The 19,566-nt window shown below is 70.6% G+C and carries 17 protein-coding genes; 3 read left to right on the top strand and 14 right to left on the bottom strand.

Going from position 1 to position 19,566, the window contains the following annotated elements:
• The first annotated feature begins 2 nt into the window (after positions 1–2).
• On the top strand, positions 3–2,750 hold the full coding sequence (locus tag JL101_RS04090; protein WP_203098394.1) for a DUF4159 domain-containing protein: 2,748 nt from the start codon (positions 3–5) through the stop codon (positions 2,748–2,750).
• The gene (locus JL101_RS04085; protein WP_203098395.1) at positions 2,747–4,843 is read left to right on the top strand and encodes a hypothetical protein; all 2,097 of its coding nucleotides are present in this window, start codon (positions 2,747–2,749) and stop codon (positions 4,841–4,843) included. Before JL101_RS04090 ends, JL101_RS04085 begins: the two co-directional genes overlap by 4 nt.
• On the opposite strand, the gene JL101_RS04080 is transcribed toward JL101_RS04085, so the two are convergent.
• Positions 4,811–5,119 (bottom strand): hypothetical protein, encoded by a 309-nt coding sequence (locus JL101_RS04080; RefSeq protein WP_203098396.1) that lies wholly within the window; start codon positions 5,117–5,119, stop codon positions 4,811–4,813. The two genes, JL101_RS04085 and JL101_RS04080, sit on opposite strands and share 33 nt — an antisense overlap.
• Positions 5,120–5,256: 137 nt before the next feature.
• On the opposite strand from JL101_RS04080, the gene JL101_RS04075 reads away from it, so the two are divergent.
• Positions 5,257–5,775 carry a TspO/MBR family protein gene (locus JL101_RS04075; RefSeq protein ID WP_228435276.1) on the top strand — a complete coding sequence of 173 codons (519 nt, stop codon included), beginning with the start codon at positions 5,257–5,259 and terminating at the stop codon, positions 5,773–5,775.
• A gap of 176 nt (positions 5,776–5,951) precedes the next feature.
• Here JL101_RS04075 and JL101_RS04070 read toward each other — a convergent pair whose 3' ends face one another.
• The 13 genes from JL101_RS04070 to JL101_RS04010 form a co-directional block, all read right to left on the bottom strand.
• Positions 5,952–7,406, bottom strand: coding sequence for an FHA domain-containing protein (locus JL101_RS04070; protein WP_203098397.1), 1,455 nt, complete (start codon positions 7,404–7,406; stop codon positions 5,952–5,954).
• A gap of 81 nt (positions 7,407–7,487) precedes the next feature.
• Entirely contained in the window at positions 7,488–8,141 is a 654-nt protein-coding gene (gene larB / locus JL101_RS04065; RefSeq protein WP_203098398.1) for a nickel pincer cofactor biosynthesis protein LarB, read from the bottom strand.
• On the bottom strand, positions 8,138–8,929 hold the full coding sequence (locus tag JL101_RS04060; protein WP_203098399.1) for an adenine nucleotide alpha-hydrolase family protein: 792 nt from the start codon (positions 8,927–8,929) through the stop codon (positions 8,138–8,140). Before JL101_RS04060 ends, larB begins: the two co-directional genes overlap by 4 nt.
• Positions 8,926–10,101: a nickel pincer cofactor biosynthesis protein LarC gene (gene larC / locus JL101_RS04055; RefSeq protein WP_203098400.1), complete on the bottom strand. Its 1,176-nt coding sequence runs from the start codon at positions 10,099–10,101 to the stop codon at positions 8,926–8,928. Before larC ends, JL101_RS04060 begins: the two co-directional genes overlap by 4 nt.
• Complete coding sequence (locus tag JL101_RS04050) at positions 10,098–11,396, bottom strand: nickel-dependent lactate racemase family protein (RefSeq protein WP_203098401.1); 1,299 nt, start codon at positions 11,394–11,396, stop codon at positions 10,098–10,100. Before JL101_RS04050 ends, larC begins: the two co-directional genes overlap by 4 nt.
• Positions 11,397–11,492: 96 nt before the next feature.
• The gene (locus tag JL101_RS04045) at positions 11,493–12,278 is read right to left on the bottom strand and encodes an enoyl-CoA hydratase-related protein (protein WP_203098402.1); all 786 of its coding nucleotides are present in this window, start codon (positions 12,276–12,278) and stop codon (positions 11,493–11,495) included.
• A complete protein-coding gene (locus tag JL101_RS04040) occupies positions 12,278–13,588 on the bottom strand; it encodes a TRAP transporter large permease (protein ID WP_203098403.1) in 1,311 nt (436 codons plus the stop codon). The genes JL101_RS04045 and JL101_RS04040 overlap by 1 nt, the downstream gene beginning before the upstream one ends.
• A complete protein-coding gene (locus JL101_RS04035; protein WP_203098404.1) occupies positions 13,585–14,169 on the bottom strand; it encodes a TRAP transporter small permease subunit in 585 nt (194 codons plus the stop codon). Before JL101_RS04035 ends, JL101_RS04040 begins: the two co-directional genes overlap by 4 nt.
• Positions 14,170–14,245: 76 nt before the next feature.
• Positions 14,246–15,274 carry a TRAP transporter substrate-binding protein DctP gene (gene dctP / locus JL101_RS04030; RefSeq protein WP_203098405.1) on the bottom strand — a complete coding sequence of 343 codons (1,029 nt, stop codon included), beginning with the start codon at positions 15,272–15,274 and terminating at the stop codon, positions 14,246–14,248.
• 112 nt (positions 15,275–15,386) lie between these two features.
• Complete coding sequence (locus JL101_RS04025) at positions 15,387–16,304, bottom strand: ArgK/MeaB family GTPase (protein ID WP_203098406.1); 918 nt, start codon at positions 16,302–16,304, stop codon at positions 15,387–15,389.
• Positions 16,301–17,431 (bottom strand): CaiB/BaiF CoA transferase family protein, encoded by a 1,131-nt coding sequence (locus tag JL101_RS04020; protein ID WP_203098407.1) that lies wholly within the window; start codon positions 17,429–17,431, stop codon positions 16,301–16,303. Before JL101_RS04020 ends, JL101_RS04025 begins: the two co-directional genes overlap by 4 nt.
• Positions 17,428–17,826: a cobalamin B12-binding domain-containing protein gene (locus JL101_RS04015; protein ID WP_202681703.1), complete on the bottom strand. Its 399-nt coding sequence runs from the start codon at positions 17,824–17,826 to the stop codon at positions 17,428–17,430. The genes JL101_RS04020 and JL101_RS04015 overlap by 4 nt, the downstream gene beginning before the upstream one ends.
• A gap of 75 nt (positions 17,827–17,901) precedes the next feature.
• The gene (locus tag JL101_RS04010; protein ID WP_203098408.1) at positions 17,902–19,566 is read right to left on the bottom strand and encodes an acyl-CoA mutase large subunit family protein; all 1,665 of its coding nucleotides are present in this window, start codon (positions 19,564–19,566) and stop codon (positions 17,902–17,904) included.

Raw genomic sequence — 19,566 nt, 5'->3', positions numbered from 1 at the left:
AGATGCTGGGACTGGGACCGATAGCCTTCGCCGCACCCTGGATCCTCGGTGCCCTGATCGTTCTTCCGGTGCTGTGGTGGCTGCTGCGCCTGACGCCGCCCAGCCCCCGGATCGTCCAGTTCCCGGCGATCCGCCTGCTGCGCGACCTGGTGGCGCGGGAGGAGACCCCCGCCCGGACGCCGCTCTGGCTGCTGATCATGCGGATGGTGCTGGCGGCGCTGGTGATCCTGGCGCTCGCCCAGCCGCTGCTGAACCCGCGCGCCGGGCTGCCGGGCAGCGGCCCGATCATCCTGGTGGTGGACAACGGCTGGGGCGCCGCCCGCGACTGGCAGGCGCGCCAGCGCACCATGGGCGAGCTGGTCGACCAGGCGGAGCGGAACGGCCGCGACCTGATCGTGGTGGCGACCGCGCCGTCCGCCTCCGGCGAGAAGCCGCAGCCCAGCACCCTGCTCCGGCCTGCGGACGCCAGGCGGCTGACCCAGTCGCTGGCCCCCCGGCCCTGGCCGACCGACCGGGCCGCCGTGCTGGAGACGCTCCGCGGGCTGCAGGTCGAAGGCTCCGCCCATACCGTCTGGCTGTCCGACGGGCTGGCCGACGCGGCGGCGCTGCCGCTGGCCCAGCGGCTCCAGCAGCTGGGCGGCGCCGAGGTGCTGATGAACGGTGCCGACCGCCTGCCCAACCTGCTGCTGCCGCCCAGCATCGAGGGGAACGACCTGGTGGCCCGGGTGCGGCGGGCCGACACGACCCTGCCGACCCCCGTCACGGTCCGGGCGACCGCCGCCGACGGCCGGCTGCTCGCGCGCCAGGAAACCGCCTTCGCGCCCGGCTCGGACAGCCTGGAGGTCCCGCTGTCGCTTCCCGTGGAGCTGCGCAACGAGGTCACCCGCCTGTCGATCGAGGGCGAGGCGACCGCCGGGGCCACCGTCCTGCTGGACGAGCGCTGGCGCCGCCGCCCGGTCGGCCTGGTGTCCGGACGACCCGAGGGCGAGAACCAGCCGCTGCTGAGCGACCTCTACTACCTGGAACGGGCGCTCGCCCCGTTCAGCGAGATCCGACGGGGCAGCGTGCTGGACCTGATGGGCCGCGACCTGTCGGTGCTGATCCTGGCCGACATCGGCGCCCTGACCGACACCGAGGCGCAGGCCGTGGCAGCCTGGGTGGAGCGCGGCGGCGTGCTGGTGCGCTTCGCCGGGCCGCGGCTGGCCCAGCATACCGACCAGCTGGTGCCGGTGCGCCTCCGGCTGGGCGACAGGACGCTGGGCGGCGCGCTGTCCTGGTCGGAGCCGGCGCGGCTGGCGCCCTTCCCGCCCGACAGCCCCTTCGCCGGCCTGGCCGTTCCGCCCGACGTGGTGGTCGACCGCCAGGTCCTGGCCGAGCCGTCGATCGACCTCGCCGAGAAGACCTGGGCGCGGCTGGCCGACGGCACCCCGCTGGTCACGGCGGAGCAGCGCGAGGAGGGCCGGATCGTGCTGGTCCACACCACGGCCAATTCGGACTGGTCGAACCTGGCGCTGTCCGGCCTATTCGTGGACATGCTGCGGCGGGTGACCGCGCTGAGCGAGGGCGTGTCCGGCGACGTCCAGGCGGCGACCTTCGCGCCGATCGAGGTGCTCGACGGGCTGGGCCAGCTGATCCCGCCGCCCGCCACCGTATTCCCGATCGCCGGCAACGCGTTCCGGCCCGAATCGCTCGGCCCCCGCCACCCGCCCGGCTTCTACGGGACGGAGGAGGCGCGCCGGGCGCTCAACCTGACCTCGCTGGTGACCGCGATCGAACCCCTGCGCCGGCTGCCCGCCGGCGTCGCCCAGGGAACCTACGCGGCACGCGGCGAGATCGACCTGAAACCCTGGCTGCTGGGAGCCGCCATGGCGCTGGCGATCATCGACCTGTTCGTGGCGCTGGTGCTGCGCGGGCTTCTCGGCAACATCCGCTTCGGCCGCCGGCGCCGCGCCGCGGCGGCCGCATCCGCGGTCCTGCTCGCGGCGGGGCTGGTCGCCGCCGGAACCGGCCCGGCGCGCGCCTCGGACGAGTTCGCGATCAAGGCCAGCGGCGAGACCTACCTGGCCTATGTGGTGACCGGCGACCGGACGGTGGACGAGACCACCCGGGCCGGGCTGGAGGGGCTGAGCGAGATCCTGAACCGCCGCACCGCGGTCGAGACCGCCGGCGCCATGGCGGTGAACCTGGAGCAGGACGAGCTGGCCTTCTTCCCGCTGATCTATTGGGCGATCTCGCCGTCGCAGCCCGACCTCAGCGATTCGGCGCGCCTCCGGCTGAACGAGTTCCTGCGCAACGGCGGGACCATCCTGTTCGACACCCGCGACCGGCAGTACGGCCCCGGCTCGGCGCTGACCGGCGGCGGGCCGGGCGCCCAGCGGCTGCGCCAGCTGGTGGACGGGCTCGACGTGCCCGCGCTGGCGCCGGTCCCGCCCGAGCATGTGCTGACCAAGGCGTTCTACCTGCTCCAGGATTTTCCCGGCCGGTTCGGCGGCGGCGACGTCTGGGTCGAGGCCGAGGAGGGCCGGCACAATGACGGCGTGTCGTCGGTGATCATCGGCTCCGCCGACTGGGCCGGCGCCTGGGCGGTCGACGAGGCCGGCCGGCCGCTGAACGCCGTCGTGCCGGGCGGCGAGCGGCAGCGCGAGATGGCCTATCGTTTCGGCGTCAACCTGATGATGTATGCCCTGACCGGCAACTACAAGGCCGACCAGGTCCATGTGCCCGCCATACTGGAAAGGCTCGGCCAATGATGGGTGGCGGCACCGCCATTGACTTCTCCCCGCTGCTTCCCTGGGCGGTGCTGATCCCGCTGTTCGTCCTGGCGGCGGCCGGCATCCTCGTGGCGGCCTTCCGGCGGGCCCGCGGGACCGCGTGGCGGACCCTGGGCCTGGCCGCGCTGGCGGTGGCGCTGCTGAACCCGGCGCTGGTCCAGGAGGACCGTGAGCCGATCCGGGACGTCGCCGTGCTGGTGGTGGACGAGTCCCCCAGCCAGAACATCGGCGAGCGCCGCGCCCGCACCGAACGCGCGCTGGCAGACCTCCAGGAACGGCTGTCGCGCTTCCCCGACCTGGAGGTGCGGATCGTGCGCACCGGCGGCGCGGAAGGCGGCGTCGGCGGCGCGATCGAGGAGACCAGGCTGTTCGAGGTGCTCGATAACGCCATGGCCGACCTGCCCCGCCGGCGCATGGCCGGCGCCGTCTTCATCACCGACGGCCAGGTCCACGACGTTCCGGGCGGCGGCAAGGGGCTGGAGGACCTGGGGCCGATCCACACCCTGCTGACGGGGGAGCGCGACGAGGCGGACCGCCGGCTGGCCGTGGTCCGGGCGCCCAGCTTCGGCCTGGTCGGCAGGCCGGTCACCGTGACCGTGCGGGTCGAGGACATGCCGGGCAGCCAGTCGCCCGACGCCGTCGTCAACGTGCGCCAGGACGGCGGCGCCCCGCGCCCATTCCGGGTGCCGGTCGGCCGCGACGTGCCGCTGGAGTTCAACCTGGAGCATGGCGGCCAGAACGTGCTGGAGATGGAGGTGGCCGCCGCCCCCCAGGAACTGACCCTGGCCAACAACCGGGCCGCCGTGGTGATCAGCGGCGTGCGCGACCGGCTGCGGGTGCTTCTGGTGTCGGGCGAGCCCCACGCGGGCGAGCGGACCTGGCGCAACCTGCTGAAGGCCGATCCCGGCGTCGACCTGGTCCATTTCACGATCCTGCGCCCGCCGGAGAAGCAGGACGGGACGCCGATCCGCGAGCTGTCGCTGATCGCCTTCCCGATCCGGGAGCTCTTCGAGATCAAGCTGGACGAGTTCGACCTGATCATCTTCGACCGCTACCGGCGGCGCGGCGTGCTGCCCCAGCTGTATCTCAGCAACATCGCGAGCTATGTGGAGAACGGCGGCGCCCTGCTGGAAGCTGGAGGACCGACCTTCTCGACCTCCATGAGCCTGTTCCGCACGCCGCTGGGCGCCGTGCTGCCCGGCGAGCCGACCGGCGAGGTGATCGAGCGGCCGTTCAAGCCGTCGGTGACCGAGCTGGGCCGCCGCCATCCCGTAACCGCCGGCCTGCCCGGCGACGTGCCGGCCGGCGCTCCCCAGGGGCAGGAGCCGAGCTGGGGCCGATGGTTCCGCCAGACCGACGTGACTCCGCTCCAGGGCAGCGTCGTGATGGAAGGCGCCGACCAGCGGCCGCTGATGATCCTGAACCGCGTCGGCGAAGGCCGGGTCGCCCAGATCGCCAGCGACCAGATCTGGCTGTGGTCCCGCGGCTACGAGGGCGGCGGCCCGCAGGCCGAGTTGCTCCGGCGTCTCGCCCACTGGCTCATGAAGGAGCCGGAGCTGGAGGAGAACGACCTGCGCGCCAAGGTCGAGGGCAACCGCATCACGATCGAGCGCCGCAGCCTGGAACCCGACCCGCGCTCCGTCGAGCTGACCAGCCCGTCGGACCAGGTGCGCGGGGTCGATCTGGTCGAGGACGGCAACGGCCTCGCGACCGCCGCGGTGCTGGCGACCGAACCCGGCATCTACCGGGTGAGTGACGGGGAGCGCACGGCCCTGGCCGTGGTCGGCGCGGTCAACCCGCCGGAACTGGCCGACGTGCGCACGACCGGGGAGCCGATGGCTCCAGCCGCCCAGGCCAGCGGCGGCGGGGTCCACTGGCTGGCCGACGGCGACGTGGACGTGCGGCGCACCCGGCCCGACCGCGACCAGGCCGGCAACAACTGGATCGGGCTGCGGGCCAACGGCGACTACGTGGTGACCGGCGTCAGCGAGGCGTCGCTGCTTCCCGCCGGGCTGGTCGTCCTGCTGGTGGTCGGCGCCCTACTGGCCGCCTGGCGGCGCGAGGGGCGATAGGCTGACGTCCACCCCCGGTGGCTGGCCGGTCCCGTCTTCGGCGGGGAGCCAGGGGAGTTCCGGTTCGAGGCGGGTGGGCCGGTCCGCCTCGTCCCACTCCCGCTGGCCCTCGTCCTGCCAGGCGCCGGCGTACCAGTCGTCGATGGTGATCCCGGCCGGCGTGGGGACCGGACCGGACCGGTGTTCGATCGGCCCGAAAAGGACGACGCAGAGCATGGCTGCCGCCCAGATGGCGATGCCTGCCAGCCATGCGCCGATGATGTCTTCCGGCTTCATGGTGGTGGTCCAGGGTTGCGATGTCGAGGATTGAACCAGACATTTGCCGCACCCGCCCCCGCGACAAGGCTCCCTTGGGGGGAACACCGGAATAGAGGACCTTGACCGGCGCCGTCCCGCGTCCGATGTCACGCAGCATGATGACCCAGTCCACCATCGCCGCCCCAGGCCGGGCGGGCAGCCGGAGCCGGTCCCTGATCGGGCTCGCGGCCTTCGTGATCCTCGTCGCCGTCGCTTCGGCGACGGCATCCTCCGTGACCCTGCCGCAGATCGGCGGCTGGTACGCCGGCTTGCAGAAGCCCTGGTTCAACCCGCCGAACTGGCTGTTCGGGCCGGTCTGGACGGTGCTCTACGGCATGATGGCGGTCGCCGGCTGGCTGGTCTGGCGGGACCGCGGCTTGGCCGGGGCGCGCGGGCCGCTGCTGCTGTTCGGGCTCCAGCTCGGGCTGAACATCCTGTGGTCGCTGATCTTCTTCGGCATGCAGCAGCCCGGCCTGGCCTTCGCGGAGATATCGGCGCTCTGGATCGCGGTGGCCGCCACGATGGTGGCGTTCTGGCGCGTACGTCCGCTGGCGGGCTGGCTGTTCGTGCCGTACCTGCTGTGGGTCAGCTACGCGGCGGTGCTGAACGCCTCGGTGTGGCTGCTGAACCCGTGAGGCTTGGTGCACCTTGTTCGAAGCCGGCATGGAATGAATAAATTCGGCCACAGATGACGGCGATATCCTCAGATGATCCGGTCCGTATCTTTGTCCATCGCCGTAATCTGTGGCAAGAACCTGAATGACGCTTGCGTCGCCCCCGCCGGAGCGGTTCAACCCGGTCGGAAACCGCTCTAACGCAGCAGCGCTCTCGGCGCTTCCGCCGGCAGGGACGAGATCTTGTACATCAGCTGGTCGGCGAGGTCGCGCGGGATGCCGGCGCGGCGCAGGCGACCGCCGAGTTCGCGGCGGATATCCTCCATGGGAACGTGGGCGGGCGCCAGATCGCGGGCGCTACGCAGGCGGGAGAAGATGCGGGACAGGCTGCCGAACAGGAAGACGCCCTTCTGGCGCCCCAGTTCGGTCTCCGCCAAGTCCAGCAGGAAACCGATCTGGGCACCGGGTCCCTTGAGGCTGCCGCAGAGCTGCTGGACCGCCGTTTCGAACGGCAGGTCTGCTTCCCCGAAACGCAGCGCCGTCTTGGCCCGGCGGAGGAGCGCCTGGCTCATGTCGGGACCGCCGCGGAAGCCGCTGAAGCAGGCGAGGCCGGCGACGATCCGGCGCAGCGCGGCGGCGTCCGCGATCGGCCCCTCCTTGGTCAGGGGCTGGCTGCCGGTCAGCCCGGTCGCGACGCGGCGCAGCAGGGCCGCCTCGACCTCCGGCAGGTGCCAGCGCGCCAGGGCGTTGCTCAAGTCCATCAGCACCGGCGTGAAAGGGTGGCGGTCGTCGAGCCGGCCGTTCAGCGTGGCCAGCAGGCTGCCCAGCGCCGCGCCGAGGTCGGGCGAATAGCCGATCAGGACCTTGATCGGGTCGCGGCCGTCGATCGTCTCCGCCAGGACCTGATCGACCCAGGCGATGCCGGTGGCGTCGCCGTCGTCCTCCTCCAGCACCTGGATCAGCGCGCGGGTCTTGGTGCCCCAGTCGCGGTGCCCCTCCAGCAGGCGGGCGAAGGCGTAGCTGACGACGCGGTCGCATTCGGCCGGCGCGCAGGTCGATGCCACCTGTTCCTGCAACGCGCCCAGCCCCTTCTGGATCAGCAGCTTGCCGTATCCGGCCAAGCTGTCGGAGGTCTGGGCGAGCTGCTTCAGGCGGAGCCACAGGGCGCCCAGTTCCCGCTCGCGCTCGGCGGCTACCGTCGCGTTCTCCCTGGACTGCACCCGGGCGAGCCGCGTGATGCCCGAATTGAGCAGCATGCCCTCCCGCTCGATCAGGCGGAGCGCCAGGTAATCGTGCAGCGTCTCGCACGGGATCGCGATCTGGCGGTCGGCATGGCGGCGGGTCAGGCGCAGCAGGGTCATCCGGCTGGGATGGCCGTAGACGTCCAGCACGTCGGTGCAGAAATGGGCGTCCTCGATCGCCGTGATGCCGATGATCCCGGCCCCGCCGGTCTGCGACGCCCGCTCGAACACGACGGTCTGGGTGTGCTTGGCGACCTGGACGACCTGAACCCGGGTGAACTTGGCGAGGCTGAGCAGGTAGGTCGCGCGTTCGACCGCCTCGTGTTCCGTTTCGAAGATACCGTCGATGCTCGCATGGCCGGCCTGCTCGGCGACCACCTCGTACCGGGCATGCTTCTTCCAGTGGAACATCGCTGAGAGGCGTCCTTTCCGCTCCCTGGTGCCTGCCCCCTTATCGCACCATATGGCATGACGGACAAATAGCAATTTGTCTCACATTTTATTCAGCATCTTCGCGGCGGCGGCGGCCGCGCCGAACCCGTTGTCGATGTTGACCGCGAGGACGCCCGGGGCGCAGGACGCGAGCGCCGTGTGCAAGGCCGCGGTCCCGCCGGCCGCGACGCCGTAGCCGACGGAAGTGGGGACGGCGATGACCGGCGAGTCGACCAGCCCGGCGAGCACGCTGAACAGCGCCCCCTCCATGCCGGCCGTCGCGATCACGACGCGCCAGCCGCGGATCTCCTCCAGCCGGCGCATCAGGCGCCACAGGCCCGCGACGCCGACATCGGCGACGACCGGCGCCGAGAACCCCAGGAACTCGAGGGTCCGGGCGGCCTCGCGGGCGACAGGCAGGTCGGAGGTTCCCGCGGCGACGATGCCGATGCCGTCGCGCGCGGCCCCCGCCGGCGGCAAGGCTCCGCACCAGGCCGTGCGGGAAAGGGAGTCGTAATCGAGCATGGCGCGGCATTCCGGCGCCAGGGCCTCGAAGGCGGCGGGCTCCAGCCGGGTGAACAGCAAGCGGCGGCCGGCCATGGCCGCCTCCTTCAGGATCGCCTCGACCTGTGCCACCGATTTCGACGCGCACAGCACCGCTTCCGGCACGCCGGTGCGCCCTTCCCGCCCCCAGTCGATCACGAAGTCGCTCATGGCGCATCCCGCAGGAAGGCGGAACCCCGGCGATAGGGGCGCACGCCGCCGAAGGTGCGGCCGGTGCGGGCGCACAGGTCCGAGACCAGGCGCCCGGCCGTCTCGCCGGCGGTCTCGGGGTCGTCCAGTTCCAGGGCGACGCCGGCATGGGTGATCCGGCAGCGGACGCTGGATCCGGCCGGGACCAGGGCCGCGACGGCTGTCTCGACCTGATCGATGAAGCCCAGGTCGTCGGCGTCGATGGCGATGCCGGTCTCGACCCGGCTGGACAGGCAGGGCTGGGCCGGCAGTTCCGCGAGATCGTCCAGGCCATGGAGCCGGGCGAGCGCCCGCACCGTCGCCTTGTCGATGCCGGCTTCCACGAAGGGATGCACGACGCCCCGCTGGGACGCCGCCTTCAGCCCGGGCCGGAAATCGCCCAGGTCGTCCAGGTTGGTGCCGGAGGCGACCGTTCCTTCGGTGACCGAGCGGATGCGGTCGTACAGGTTGGACTTGCAGAAGAAACAGCGGTCCACCGGATTGGCGCGGTAGCGCGGGTCGGCGAACTCCCCCGCGTCGGCGACGGCGAGGTCCCAGCCCTCCCGCCCGGCATGGGCACGGACCCGCGCCGTGGCGTGGGGCGGAACGGCCGGGGAGACCGCATGCAGCATGGAAACGCGCCCGCGGGAGAACCGGTGCGCCACGAAGGCCAGCGTCATGCTGTCCACCCCGCCGGATACGGCGATCACCAGCTCGGCATGCCGGTCGAGCGCCGCGACGAGGCGGGCCTGGGCTTCCCGCGCGCTCATGGCCCCGTCTCCGCTTCAGCCTTGCGCGCCCGCCGGGCGGCGAGGCCATCGATCCCGGCGAGGTCGTCGCTCTCCGCCTTGGCGGTGGTCCCGCCGCCGGGCCGCTCCACGCGCTTGACCCGGACCATTTCGCCGGAGGACGCGCGGGGCAGGACCGTCCGCCGCTCAGTCCGCCAGCGCAGGCCGATGGTGGAGGTCTCCACCAGGCAGCGTTCCCGGATGGAGGCCAGGGCGTCGGGGCGGACCAGCAGGCGGAACCCGGTGAGCGGGCGGCCCTTCTTGCCGGCCAGGGGCGCCAGCGCCAGGTCCAGCACGCCGTCCAGCGCGCGGAGCCGGTCGGCGGCGACGCCGATCTCCTCCCCTGTCATGTCGTCGACGTCGAAGCTGAGCACCGCCACCTCCTGCCCCACGTCCCGGGCCCCCGCGGCGGCCGTGTCGAACACCAATGCCCGCAGGATGTTGGGCGTGCCCGGCAGCTCCCGCGTGCCGGCGCCGCTCCCGGTCGCCTCCAGCCGCCCGCCGGGACGGCCGGGACCATTGACGAGGTGGCGCAGGATGGCGGCCCCGGTCGGGGTTACCCGCTCGCCGGACACGCCGTCGTCGCGCCAGTGGAATCCTTCCAGGAGGCGGGCGGTCGCCGGGGCCGGCACCGGCAGCAGGCCATGCGCGGTCCGCACCCGCCCGCCGCCCAGCGGCAGATCGGAAACGCTCCAGGTGGACTCGAGCGCCGCGGCGAGCGAGCCGGCCGCGACCACGTCCATCAGGCTGTCCCAGTCGCCGATCTCGTGGAAGTGGACCTGCTCGACCGGAACGCCGTGGATCGCCGCTTCCGCTTCGGCCAGCAGGGTCAGGATCGCGACCGCGTGGCCGGCGGTTCCCTCGGACAGGCGGGCCTCCCGGATCAGGCCGACCATATGCCGGTAGCTGCCGGTGCCGTCGTGATGGTCATGGCCGCCGTCCCGCCCGCCGCTTTCCAGGCCGAAGCGCAGCACCGAGATCCCGGCGCTGGCGCCGGCGGAAAACACGGGCGTCCCGGCGCCTGACGGCAGCACGGCGGCGGCATCGTCGAGCACCCGGTCCCGGAGCGCCGGCACCGCATCGACCAGGGCCGCCACGAACATGTCGCCGGCGATGCCGCCGACGGCGTCCAGGTGGATGTGGCGGAGGGTCATGCCGCCTCGACGACGGGGACGACGTAGGGGCCTTCCGGGATCACCGCGACCCGGCTGTCGCCATGGCGCCGGATACTGTCGGCGACGGCGGCGTCCAGGTCGCCGATCACCTCGACCGCGGTGATCCGCCGCTCCTCCTCGTCGAGGCCGGAGGTGTAGAGCTGGACCCGGCCGATCCGCATGGGCTTCAGCTGCATCTCGGTCTGCCACTCGTCCACCTCGGCCAGCGACTTGGCGGTCAGGGTGGCGAGGAAACGCTCCGGCCCGAGCTCGACCAGACGCGCCTGGGCGTCGCGGAACTCCTTGGAGCCCATGCCTTCCGAGCATTCCGACGCGATGATCAGGGTGCCGCCCGGCTCCAGGATGTCCAGCGGGGTCACCATGCCCTTGACCGTCTGGTAATAGGTCTTGTCCAGCGGATAGCCGGCCGAGGAGGTGACGACGGTCTTGAAGCGCTGCGGCAGCCTGATCCGGGTCACGTCCTGGATGAAGCCGACGGCGGCCAGGTGGCTGGCGATGATCTCGCCGAAGGTGACGTGGACGAGGTCGCGGTCCTCATCGATCACGGTGTTGAGCGCGTAGATCTCGCCGATCATGCGGACGATCTCCAGCTGCTCCTCGTGCAGGGGGTTGCCGACCAAGTTGCACTGGACCGCCAGCGGATCTTCCATGAATCGGGCGGAATGGAACGTCCGGATCGTCTCGTGCCCGGCGACGCCCGGCGCCACCACCTTGCGGCCGCCCGACCAGCCGGCCATGAAGTGCGGCTCAACCAGCCCGGTCGCGATCCGCAGGTCGGCGTCCAGGAAGCGCCGGTCGATGCGGACCGGCGTGTTCCGGGTGGCGGTGCGGCCCAGGTCCGCGTGGTCCTCGTCGCGCATGGCGAAGTGGTTCTCGACCCGGACATTCTCCAGCACCCAGGGATCGCCGACCAGCTCGGCCAGCTCGGCGCCCTCGTTGGGGCGGTGCAGGCCGGTCGCGACCAGCACGGTGATGCGGTCCTTCGGGATGCCGGCCTCGGCCAGGGTCTGGATCATCGGCCGCAGGAACAGGCGGTTGGGCACCGGCCGGGTGATGTCGCAGATCAGGATGCAGGCGCTGCCCCGGCCCTTCGCCAGTTCGGCGAGCGGGGCAGAGTCCACGGGGTTCGCGAAGGCGGCCCGGACCGCGCCGTCCTGGTCGGCCAGCTTCGGCAGGGAGGCCTTCCGGATCACCGTCACCTCGGCCTCTTCGGGCAGCCCCACGGTCAGGTGACCCCGGCCGAAGGCGATATCGACGGTCTTGAACGGCTGCATGGCCATCTCCTCAGCGGAACGTTGGTCACGTCATTCTGAAGGAGATAACAGGTTCGGGAAACAATCAGTTATGCCGACCACCCCTGCGCCGAACCGTCACCGTCCCTCGAAGACCGGCTTGACCTTCTGCAGGAACGCCCGGTAGCCGATCCGGTAGTCCTCGGTGTCGGCGAAATCGTAGGACCGCGCGCGCTCCTCGGCGGTGACGGGCGACGGGTCGCGCAGCAGGCGCAGGAACTGGGCCTTGGTGCTGCGGTGCGCATTGGGCGACCCGGCGGCGACCCGGCGGGCGGTCGCCAGCGCCTCCTCCTCCAGCCGTTCGGCCGGGACGACCCGCTCGACCAACCCCTTGGACAGGGCCTCGCGCGCGTCGTAGATCCGGCCCTCCAGCAGGAGTTCGGCCGCGATGCCGCGGCCATGGAGCCTGAACAGCAGTTCGGTCTCGCCGAACGCCAGGGGAAAGCCCATCCGGCTGATCGGGATGCCGAGCTTCGCGTCGTCTGCGGCGATCCTTATGTCGCAGCAGGACGCGATCTCCAGCCCGCCGCCCATGCAGGTGCCCCGGATCATGGCGACCGTCGGGATGCCGCACTCCAGCAGGGACGCCAGCCCCGGGCCGACATAGCGCTCGTGGTAGCGGGTCACCTGCTCGCGGTCGGACCGCTCGTGCTCGAACTCGCTGATGTCGGCGCCCGACGCGAACGCCTCTTCGCCGGCGCCGCGCAGGACCAGGCAGCGGTGCCCGCCCTCGCGGTCGATCCCGCGGACCAGCTCGCCCAGCGCCGCCCACATGCCGACGGTCAGCGCGTTGCGGCGCGGCGGGTTGTCGATGACGACGACTCCCACCTCGCCCCGGTTCTCGAAGCGGATGGTCCCCGTCATCACGGGCCGAACATCTGGCTGGGCAGCCACAGGGCCAGGCCCGGGAAGAAGCAGAGCAGCACCATGAACCCCATCATGATCAGGACGAAGGGGACCGATCCCCACAGGACGGTCATCAGCGGCACCTGGGGCGCCACGTTCCGCAGGATATACAGGTTGAGCCCGACCGGCGGCGTGATCAGGCCGATCTCCAGGTTGATCGTCATCAGCACGCCGAACCAGATCATGTCGAAATCATTGGCCTCCAGCACCGGCTGGAGGATCGGCATGGTCATCAGGATCAGCGCGACCGGCGGCAGGAAGCAGCCGGCCACCAGCAGGAAGACGTTGACCACCAGCAGCATGACCCAGCGGTTCAGTTCCCAGCCGACCAGCAGGTCGGCCATGGTCTGGGTCACGTAGAGCAGCGACATCATGTAGGAGAACAGGCCCGATGCCGCGATGATCAGCAGGATCATGCAGCTCTCGCGCACCGCGTTGCCGAAGATCGGCCACAGGTTCTCCCGGTTCACGATGCGGTAGACCAGCGCCACGTACAGGAACGCCAGCATGGCCGCCAGCGCCGCGATCTCCGACGGGGTCGCGTAGCCGCCGTAGAGCGCCAGGATGATCAGCGCGATGATGCCGAACAGCGGCATCACCGTACCCGACGCGCGGATCTTCTCCCGGAGCGTGTAGCTCTCGCGCGGCTGGACGGAATGCCGCTCGGCGAAGGCGGTGGCGGCCCAGGCATAGACGCAGAAGATCACCACGAGAAGGACGCCCGGCACGACGCCGGCGACGAACAGCCGCCCGATCGAGGTTTCGGTCGCGACGCCGTACAGGATCATGGTGACCGACGGCGGGATCAGGATGCCCAGCGTCCCGCCCGCCGCGATGGCGCCGGTCGCGAGGCCCGGCGGGCAGCCGCGCTTCAGCATCTCCGGCACTCCGACCTTGCCGATCGCGGCGGCCGTCGCCGGGCTGGAGCCGGACAGGGCGGAGAACAGGCCGCAGGCGCCGATGTTGGCGATCACCAGCCCGCCCGGCACGCGGGCGAGCCAGCGGTGGAGCGCCTCGTAGATGTCGGCGCCCGCCCGGGACGACCCGATCAGCGACCCGAGCAGCACGAACATCGGCACCGCCAGCAGTGCGAAGCCGCTGATCTCGTCCAGGAAGGTGCGCGGCACGGCCGACAGGCTGCCCGGCCCGTCGAAGACGTAGAGGAAAGCGATCGAGACGACGGTCAGCCCGAACGCGATCGGGATGCCGGAAAACAGCACCAGCGTGGTGCAGACGAGGATGAGGGAGCCGATCTGGAGTTCGGTCATCGCGCGGGCATCCTCCGTTCAGGGTCGCTCCGGCCGGGGGTGTTCCGTCCGGGGGCAGGTTCCGGAACCGCCTCCATCCGCGGCAGGGGCGCCTTGGCCGGCGCCTCGTCCGAAGCGCTCCGGAAAATCTCCGCCAGATATTGGAGGGCGGTCAGGCCGAGGCCGATCGGCATCATGACGTAGAGCGGCCATTTGACCGGGCGCCACATGCTGGTGCTGCGCTCGTCGCTCGCGATCGCCTCGAGGGTGAGGTGCCAGCCGAGCCAGGCCATGTAGAGGCAGATGACGATCCCGACCACCGCGATCCCGGCCTGGATCACGCGGGCGGCGCGTTGCCCCATCATCCAGGGCAGGAAATCGACCGACACATGCCCCCTGGTCATCAGCGTATAGGGCGACGCGAGGAAGGTCGCGGCGACGACCATGTAGATCGACGCCTCGATCTCCCAGTAGCTGGAGTAACCCAACGTCCTGATCACGACCATGTAACAGACGATCACGACCGCCGATGCCAGCAGCACCGACGCCACGACGGCACATGATATCGACAGGCGGTCGATCAGCGCGATCACTGCACGCATCGACTGTCCTCCCCCGTTTGGCATGCGCGGGGGCCGGCTCGGCGGCACCCGCATCTTTCTTTTCTTTGTTCTTGGCTTACTGGGCGTTCTGGAGCGAGGTCTCGACCAGCCCGATCAGCTCCTTGCCGTTGGGGACTTCGGTTTCGAACTTCTTCCAGGCGGTCTCGCGCGCCAGGTCGACCCAGGCTTCGAACTCCGCGTCGGTCAGCGGCCTCACGTCGGCCCCGGCCTCCTCGAAGGCCCGCTTCATCTCCAGGTCCGCCTCCCGCTGGAGACCGTTGAAGAATTCCTCGCTGACGGTGGCCGCCTCCTCGAACGCCTTCTGCTGGTCAGGGGTCAGGTTGTCCCAGGCCTGCTTGGACATGATCAGCGGCTGGAGCAGCATGAACAGGATGTTGTCGCCGCCGACCGTCGCGTTGCTGGTCTGCTCGTAGATCCGCATGCTGACGAAGCTTTCCGCCGAGGTCATGACGCCGTCGAGCACGCCGGTCTGGAGCGCCGAGTAGATCTCGGTGGAGGGCATCGACTGGACGGAGGCGCCGGCCGCCTGGAGCACCGTTTCGAAATATGGGTCGGCCGCGCGCATCTTGAGGCCGCTGACCGTGTCCGGTCCCTGGATCTCCCGGTTCTTCGACGCGAAGCCGCCGGGCGTCCACCACCAGGTGACAATATGGACCCCGTTGGCGTGGGCGATCTCCTGGAGCCGCTTATGGTAGGCGGAGTCCTTCAGCTTGACCGCCTCGTCCAGGTTGCTGACCAGGCCGGGCATGATGGTGATGGAGAATTCCGGCACCTTGCCGACGGCGTAGACCAGCGGATAGATCGCCATCTCCAGCGAATTGTTCTGGAGCGAGTCGAACTGGGCGACCGGGTTCTGGATCAGCGAACGCCCGGGGAAGATGCGGAACTTCAGGTCGGGCGCCTTCTTGCCGACCTCCTCCACGAAGACCCGGACGGCACGGTCGCGGGCATCGGTCTGCGCCTTCCACTGGTGGGAAATCTTGAGGGTCTGGGCACCGGCCGCCGCAGCCGACAGGGTCAGCGCCGCACCGAGCGCCAGCCCCGTCAGGAGCCTGCCCGTCTTCCACATGCCTGTATTTCCCATGAACGTCTCCTCCTCTTTTGATTGCATTCTTGTTCCGGGGATTTTCTCCCTCTTTTCATCCATTTAAGACCATCCGGCCAGCGGGAGCCACCCCGGATCGTCATCTTCCGGATTATTTGCCTCCCAGATCATCGGCCAAGCGGCGCAGGATCCGATGGTAGATCGGCTCCAGCGGCCCGTCGAACAGGGCCGGGTCGGACTCCTCGATCAGTTCGGCGGCCCGGCGGGACAGCAGCGCCTGGGCATGGTGCCGGGCGCGCGCGAGGCGGACCGCACCGGCGTCGCGGCGTTCCGCCGCCCAGGCGCGATGCCGCTCCACCGCCTCGTCCAGCTCCGTCAGGCCGGCGTCGTCGCCCTGGGTGCACAGGATCACGGGCGGCGTCCAGGCTCCGCCGTCCCCGACGCGTCGCGTGACGGCGCGGATCTCGGCAGCGGTCTTCCGGGCGCCGGGCAGGTCGGCCTTGTTGACCACGTAGATGTCGGCGATCTCCAGGATGCCGGCCTTCATGGCCTGGACGCTGTCCCCCGATTCGGGGTGGAGCACCAGCACGACCGTATCGACCAGGGTGCGCACCGCATGCTCGGCCTGCCCCACCCCCACCGTCTCGACCAGCGCCTCGTCGAAGCCGTACCGGTCCAGGGCCAGGAGCAGGTCCGGCAGGTTGTCGGCCAGGCCGTCATGGCTGCCCCGGCTGGGAAGGGAGCGGATATAGAGGCGGGGGTCGCCGGCGATGGCGTCCATCCGGACGCGGTCGCCCAGGATCGACCCGTGGGTGATCGGGCTGGTCGGGTCGATCGCCAGGACGGCGACCTCTCCCGCGGTCCGTTCCAGCCGGCGCGCGGCGAAGCGGGCGATCAGCGTGCTTTTGCCGGCCCCCGGCGCGCCGGTGATGCCGATGCGATAGGCCGGACGGGCGGGCGGCGCCGCATCGCCGTGCCCGGCCAGGGTCTGCGTCACACCGGCCCGGCTGATCCGGCTGAGCGTCCGGCTCAGTTCCCGGCGGCGGGACGGGCTTCCGGCCATGCTCATCCCCCCGCCCCCTCCGCCAGGAGCGCCGAGGTGTGCTCGCCGAGCAGCGGCGGCGGCTCGTACCGGGTGGGCTCGCCCGGGAAGCGGATCGGATTGCCGACGACGGCCAAGTCGCCGTCGGCGGTCGGGATCGACACCACCATGTCGTGGCTGCGCGCGAGGTCGCCCGCCAGCGCGTCCTCCAGCCGCTCGACGCCGGCGACGACGATGCCCAGGGGTGCCAGCCGTCCGACCCACTCCGCCGTCCCGCGGGTCCGCAGCAGCGAGCCGACCGCGCGGATCACCAGGTCGCGGTTGGCGGTGCGTCCCGCCATCGTGCCGAAACGCTCGTCGGACAGCCATTCCGGCCGGCCGGCCTCGCGGGCGAAGCGCCGCCAGAAATCGTCGTGGGTGATGAACAGGGCGAGGTGGCCGTCGGCGGTCTCGAAGATCTGGGCGGGGACGATGTAGGGATGTCCCCCGCTCTCGTACCGGCTCGGGGACTCGCCGGCGTTGAGCCAGGCGCCGGCCACATAGTTCAGCTGCGAGAGCATGGTGTCGAACAGGGACACGTCGATCTGTCCGCCCTTGCCCTCCAGGATCTTGGCGACCAGCCCGAGCGCTCCCATGATGCCGGCGGAATTGTCCACCGCCGAGTAGCCGCACTTCACCGGCGGCGCGCCGGGATCGCCGGTCAGCGCCATGATGCCGACCAGCGCCTGGATCACGTAGTCGTAGGCGGGCCTGTCGGCGTACGGGCCGTCCAGCCCGTAGCCGGTCAGCGCCAGGCAGGCGATCCGGGGATTGTGGGCGGACAGGCTGTCGTAGGTCAGGCCGAGCTTGCGGATCACCGCCGGCCGCATGTTGGTCAGCAGCCCTTGGCTGGACGCGGCCAGCCGCCCCAGGGCCGCCTGTCCCTCGGCCGACCCGAGATCCAGCACGACGCTCCGCTTGTTTCGGTTGAGGGAGGCGAAATAGGCGTTGTGGGGACCGACGCGGTGGGGGCTTAGCCGGCGGGCAATGTCGCCTTCGGGCGATTCGATCTTGATCACCTCGGCGCCCAGGTCGGCCAGCAGCATGCCGCAATAGGGACCCGCCAGCATATGGCCGGCTTCGAGGATGCGGATGCCGGAAAGCGGCCCGCTCATGCGGCCAGTTCCCGGTCTATGGCCGCCACCACGTCCTCCAGCTTCTGGTCCGCGGTGAACACGCCCCGGACGCCGATCCGCAGCAGTTCCGGCTGGTCCTCCGCCGGGATGGTGCCGCCGACGAAGATCATGATGTCCCCGCCGTCCAGGTCGCGCAGGCAGCGCAGGGTCTCGGCCACCAGCTCGTTGTGGCTGCCCGACAGCAGGCTGAGGCCGACCGCGTCCACGTCCTCCTCTACGGCGACGCGGGCGATGTAGTCGGGGCTCTTGCGCAGGCCGGTATAGATCACGTCGGCCCCCGCGTCGCGCAGCGCCAGGGCGATCACCTTCGCGCCGACGTCGTGCCCGTCCAGGCCGGGCTTGGCGATCAGGATGCGTTTGCCCTTCAGGCTCATTGTCGTTTCCTCCCCCATCGGTTCCCGGTCTGCCGTTTCCCGGCCCGCCGCTTCCTGGCCGCGATGCGCGGATGATCACAGTCGGATCGGCTCCTGGAACTCGCCCCAGTGATTCTTCAGCGCGGCCACCATCTCGCCGACGGTGGCATAGGCGTGGCAGCACTCGATCAGGTACGGCATCACGTTCTCCCCGTCGTCGGCCGCGGCGCTGCCTAGCGCCTCCAGGCTCCGGGTCACGCGGGCTTCGTCGCGGCGCCCCATGACGCCGTCGTACTTCTCGCGCACCCGGCGGGCCGCCTGGGGGTCCAGGCGGAAGACCTCGCCGAAATCGTCGGTCTGGTTGTCGCGCCGGAAATGGTTCTGGCCGACGACGACGGTCTCGCCGCTGTCGATCCCCTGCTTGCGGAGCTTGGCCCGCTCCGCGATCCGCATTTGGAGATAGCCGTCCTCGATGGCCTTGATCACGCCGCCGTAGTCGTCGATCTCCGCGATGACGGCTCGGGTCTCCTGCTCCATGCGCTCGGTCAGCCACTCCACGAAATAGCTCCCGCCGAGCGGGTCCACGGTCTTGGAGATGCCGGTCTCGTGGGCCACGATCTGCTGGGTCCGCATGGCGATCTCGGCGCTGAACTCGGTCGGGATCTGGAACGCCTCGTCGTAGGCGCAGGTGAAGATTGACTGGGCGCCGCCCATGACGGCCGCCATGGTCTCGATGCCGACACGCACGATGTTGTTGTAGGGCTGGGCCGAGGTCAGGGAGGAACCGCCGCACACGACGCCGAACCGGAAGCGCTGCGCCTTGGGATCGGTGATGCCGAACCGCTCCTCCAGCAGGTTGGCCCACAGCCGCCGGGCCGCCCGGAACTTGCAGACCTCCTCGAAGAAATCCATGTGGACATAGAAGAAGAAGCTGAGCCGCTGGGCGAACTTCGTGGCATCGCCGCCCCGCCGCAGCAGTTCCTCGACATAGGCGAGCCCGTTGGCGAGGGTGTAGCCCAGTTCCTCCACCGCCGTCGCTCCGGCGTCGCGGACATGGGCGCCGGCGATGCTGATCGGGTTGAAGCGCGGCGTTTCCTCGTTGGAGAACAGGATCGTGTCGGCGATCAGGCGCATGCTCGGGCGCACCGGGAAGATCCAGGTGCCGCGCGCCACGTACTCCTTCAATATGTCGTTCTGGATCGTGCCGGTCAGCTTGGAGCGCGGCACGCCCTGCTTGTCGGCGACCGCGCAATACATGGCGTAGATGATCGCCGCGGTGCCGTTGATGGTGAAGGAGGTGGAGATCTTCGACAGGTCGATGCCGTCGAACAGGATCTCCGCCTCGGCGAGGTTGGACAGCGAGACTCCGACCTTGCCGACCTCGGGCTTCGCGATGGGGTCGGTCGGGTCGAGCCCGCACTGGGTCGGCAGGTCCAGCGCCACGGACAGCCCGGTTTGGCCGCCGTCGAGCAGGAAACGGTAGCGCTGGTTCGACTCCTCCGCCGTGCCGAAGCCGGAATACTGGCGGATCGTCCAGAGCCGCCCCCGGTACCCGTCGGCGAAGATCCCGCGCGTGAACGGCGCTTCCCCCGGCATTCCGGGGTCCGGCCGCGTCAGCATGTCGGGCGTGACCACCGCCGGGATCTCGATCCCCGAGGGGGTCACCGGCTTCGGCGCGCCGGGACCCGGCCTCGCGGCTTCCAGTTCGGCCGCGACGGCCGTCTTGGTGCTTTCTGCCTTGGTGGATTGCGCGGCGGTCAT

Origin of the sequence: Skermanella rosea, from assembly GCF_016806835.2 — a bacterium.
GTDB lineage: Bacteria > Pseudomonadota > Alphaproteobacteria > Azospirillales > Azospirillaceae > Skermanella > Skermanella rosea.
This window is presented reverse-complemented; position numbering and strand designations above follow the sequence as displayed.

What these genes read in the sequence shown, in the direction of transcription:
- JL101_RS04090 (WP_203098394.1), top strand. Translation starts at nt 3, where the DNA reads ATGCTGGGACTGGGACCGATAGCCTTCGCCGCACCCTGGATCCTCGGT.
- JL101_RS04085 (WP_203098395.1), top strand. Translation starts at nt 2,747, where the DNA reads ATGATGGGTGGCGGCACCGCCATTGACTTCTCCCCGCTGCTTCCCTGG.
- JL101_RS04080 (WP_203098396.1), bottom strand. Translation starts at nt 5,119, where the DNA reads ATGAAGCCGGAAGACATCATCGGCGCATGGCTGGCAGGCATCGCCATC.
- JL101_RS04075 (WP_228435276.1), top strand. Translation starts at nt 5,257, where the DNA reads ATGATGACCCAGTCCACCATCGCCGCCCCAGGCCGGGCGGGCAGCCGG.
- JL101_RS04070 (WP_203098397.1), bottom strand. Translation starts at nt 7,406, where the DNA reads ATGTTCCACTGGAAGAAGCATGCCCGGTACGAGGTGGTCGCCGAGCAG.
- larB (WP_203098398.1), bottom strand. Translation starts at nt 8,141, where the DNA reads ATGAGCGACTTCGTGATCGACTGGGGGCGGGAAGGGCGCACCGGCGTG.
- JL101_RS04060 (WP_203098399.1), bottom strand. Translation starts at nt 8,929, where the DNA reads ATGAGCGCGCGGGAAGCCCAGGCCCGCCTCGTCGCGGCGCTCGACCGG.
- larC (WP_203098400.1), bottom strand. Translation starts at nt 10,101, where the DNA reads ATGACCCTCCGCCACATCCACCTGGACGCCGTCGGCGGCATCGCCGGC.
- JL101_RS04050 (WP_203098401.1), bottom strand. Translation starts at nt 11,396, where the DNA reads ATGCAGCCGTTCAAGACCGTCGATATCGCCTTCGGCCGGGGTCACCTG.
- JL101_RS04045 (WP_203098402.1), bottom strand. Translation starts at nt 12,278, where the DNA reads ATGACGGGGACCATCCGCTTCGAGAACCGGGGCGAGGTGGGAGTCGTC.
- JL101_RS04040 (WP_203098403.1), bottom strand. Translation starts at nt 13,588, where the DNA reads ATGACCGAACTCCAGATCGGCTCCCTCATCCTCGTCTGCACCACGCTG.
- JL101_RS04035 (WP_203098404.1), bottom strand. Translation starts at nt 14,169, where the DNA reads ATGCGTGCAGTGATCGCGCTGATCGACCGCCTGTCGATATCATGTGCC.
- dctP (WP_203098405.1), bottom strand. Translation starts at nt 15,274, where the DNA reads ATGGGAAATACAGGCATGTGGAAGACGGGCAGGCTCCTGACGGGGCTG.
- JL101_RS04025 (WP_203098406.1), bottom strand. Translation starts at nt 16,304, where the DNA reads ATGAGCATGGCCGGAAGCCCGTCCCGCCGCCGGGAACTGAGCCGGACG.
- JL101_RS04020 (WP_203098407.1), bottom strand. Translation starts at nt 17,431, where the DNA reads ATGAGCGGGCCGCTTTCCGGCATCCGCATCCTCGAAGCCGGCCATATG.
- JL101_RS04015 (WP_202681703.1), bottom strand. Translation starts at nt 17,826, where the DNA reads ATGAGCCTGAAGGGCAAACGCATCCTGATCGCCAAGCCCGGCCTGGAC.
- JL101_RS04010 (WP_203098408.1), bottom strand. Translation starts at nt 19,566, where the DNA reads ATGACCGCCGCGCAATCCACCAAGGCAGAAAGCACCAAGACGGCCGTC.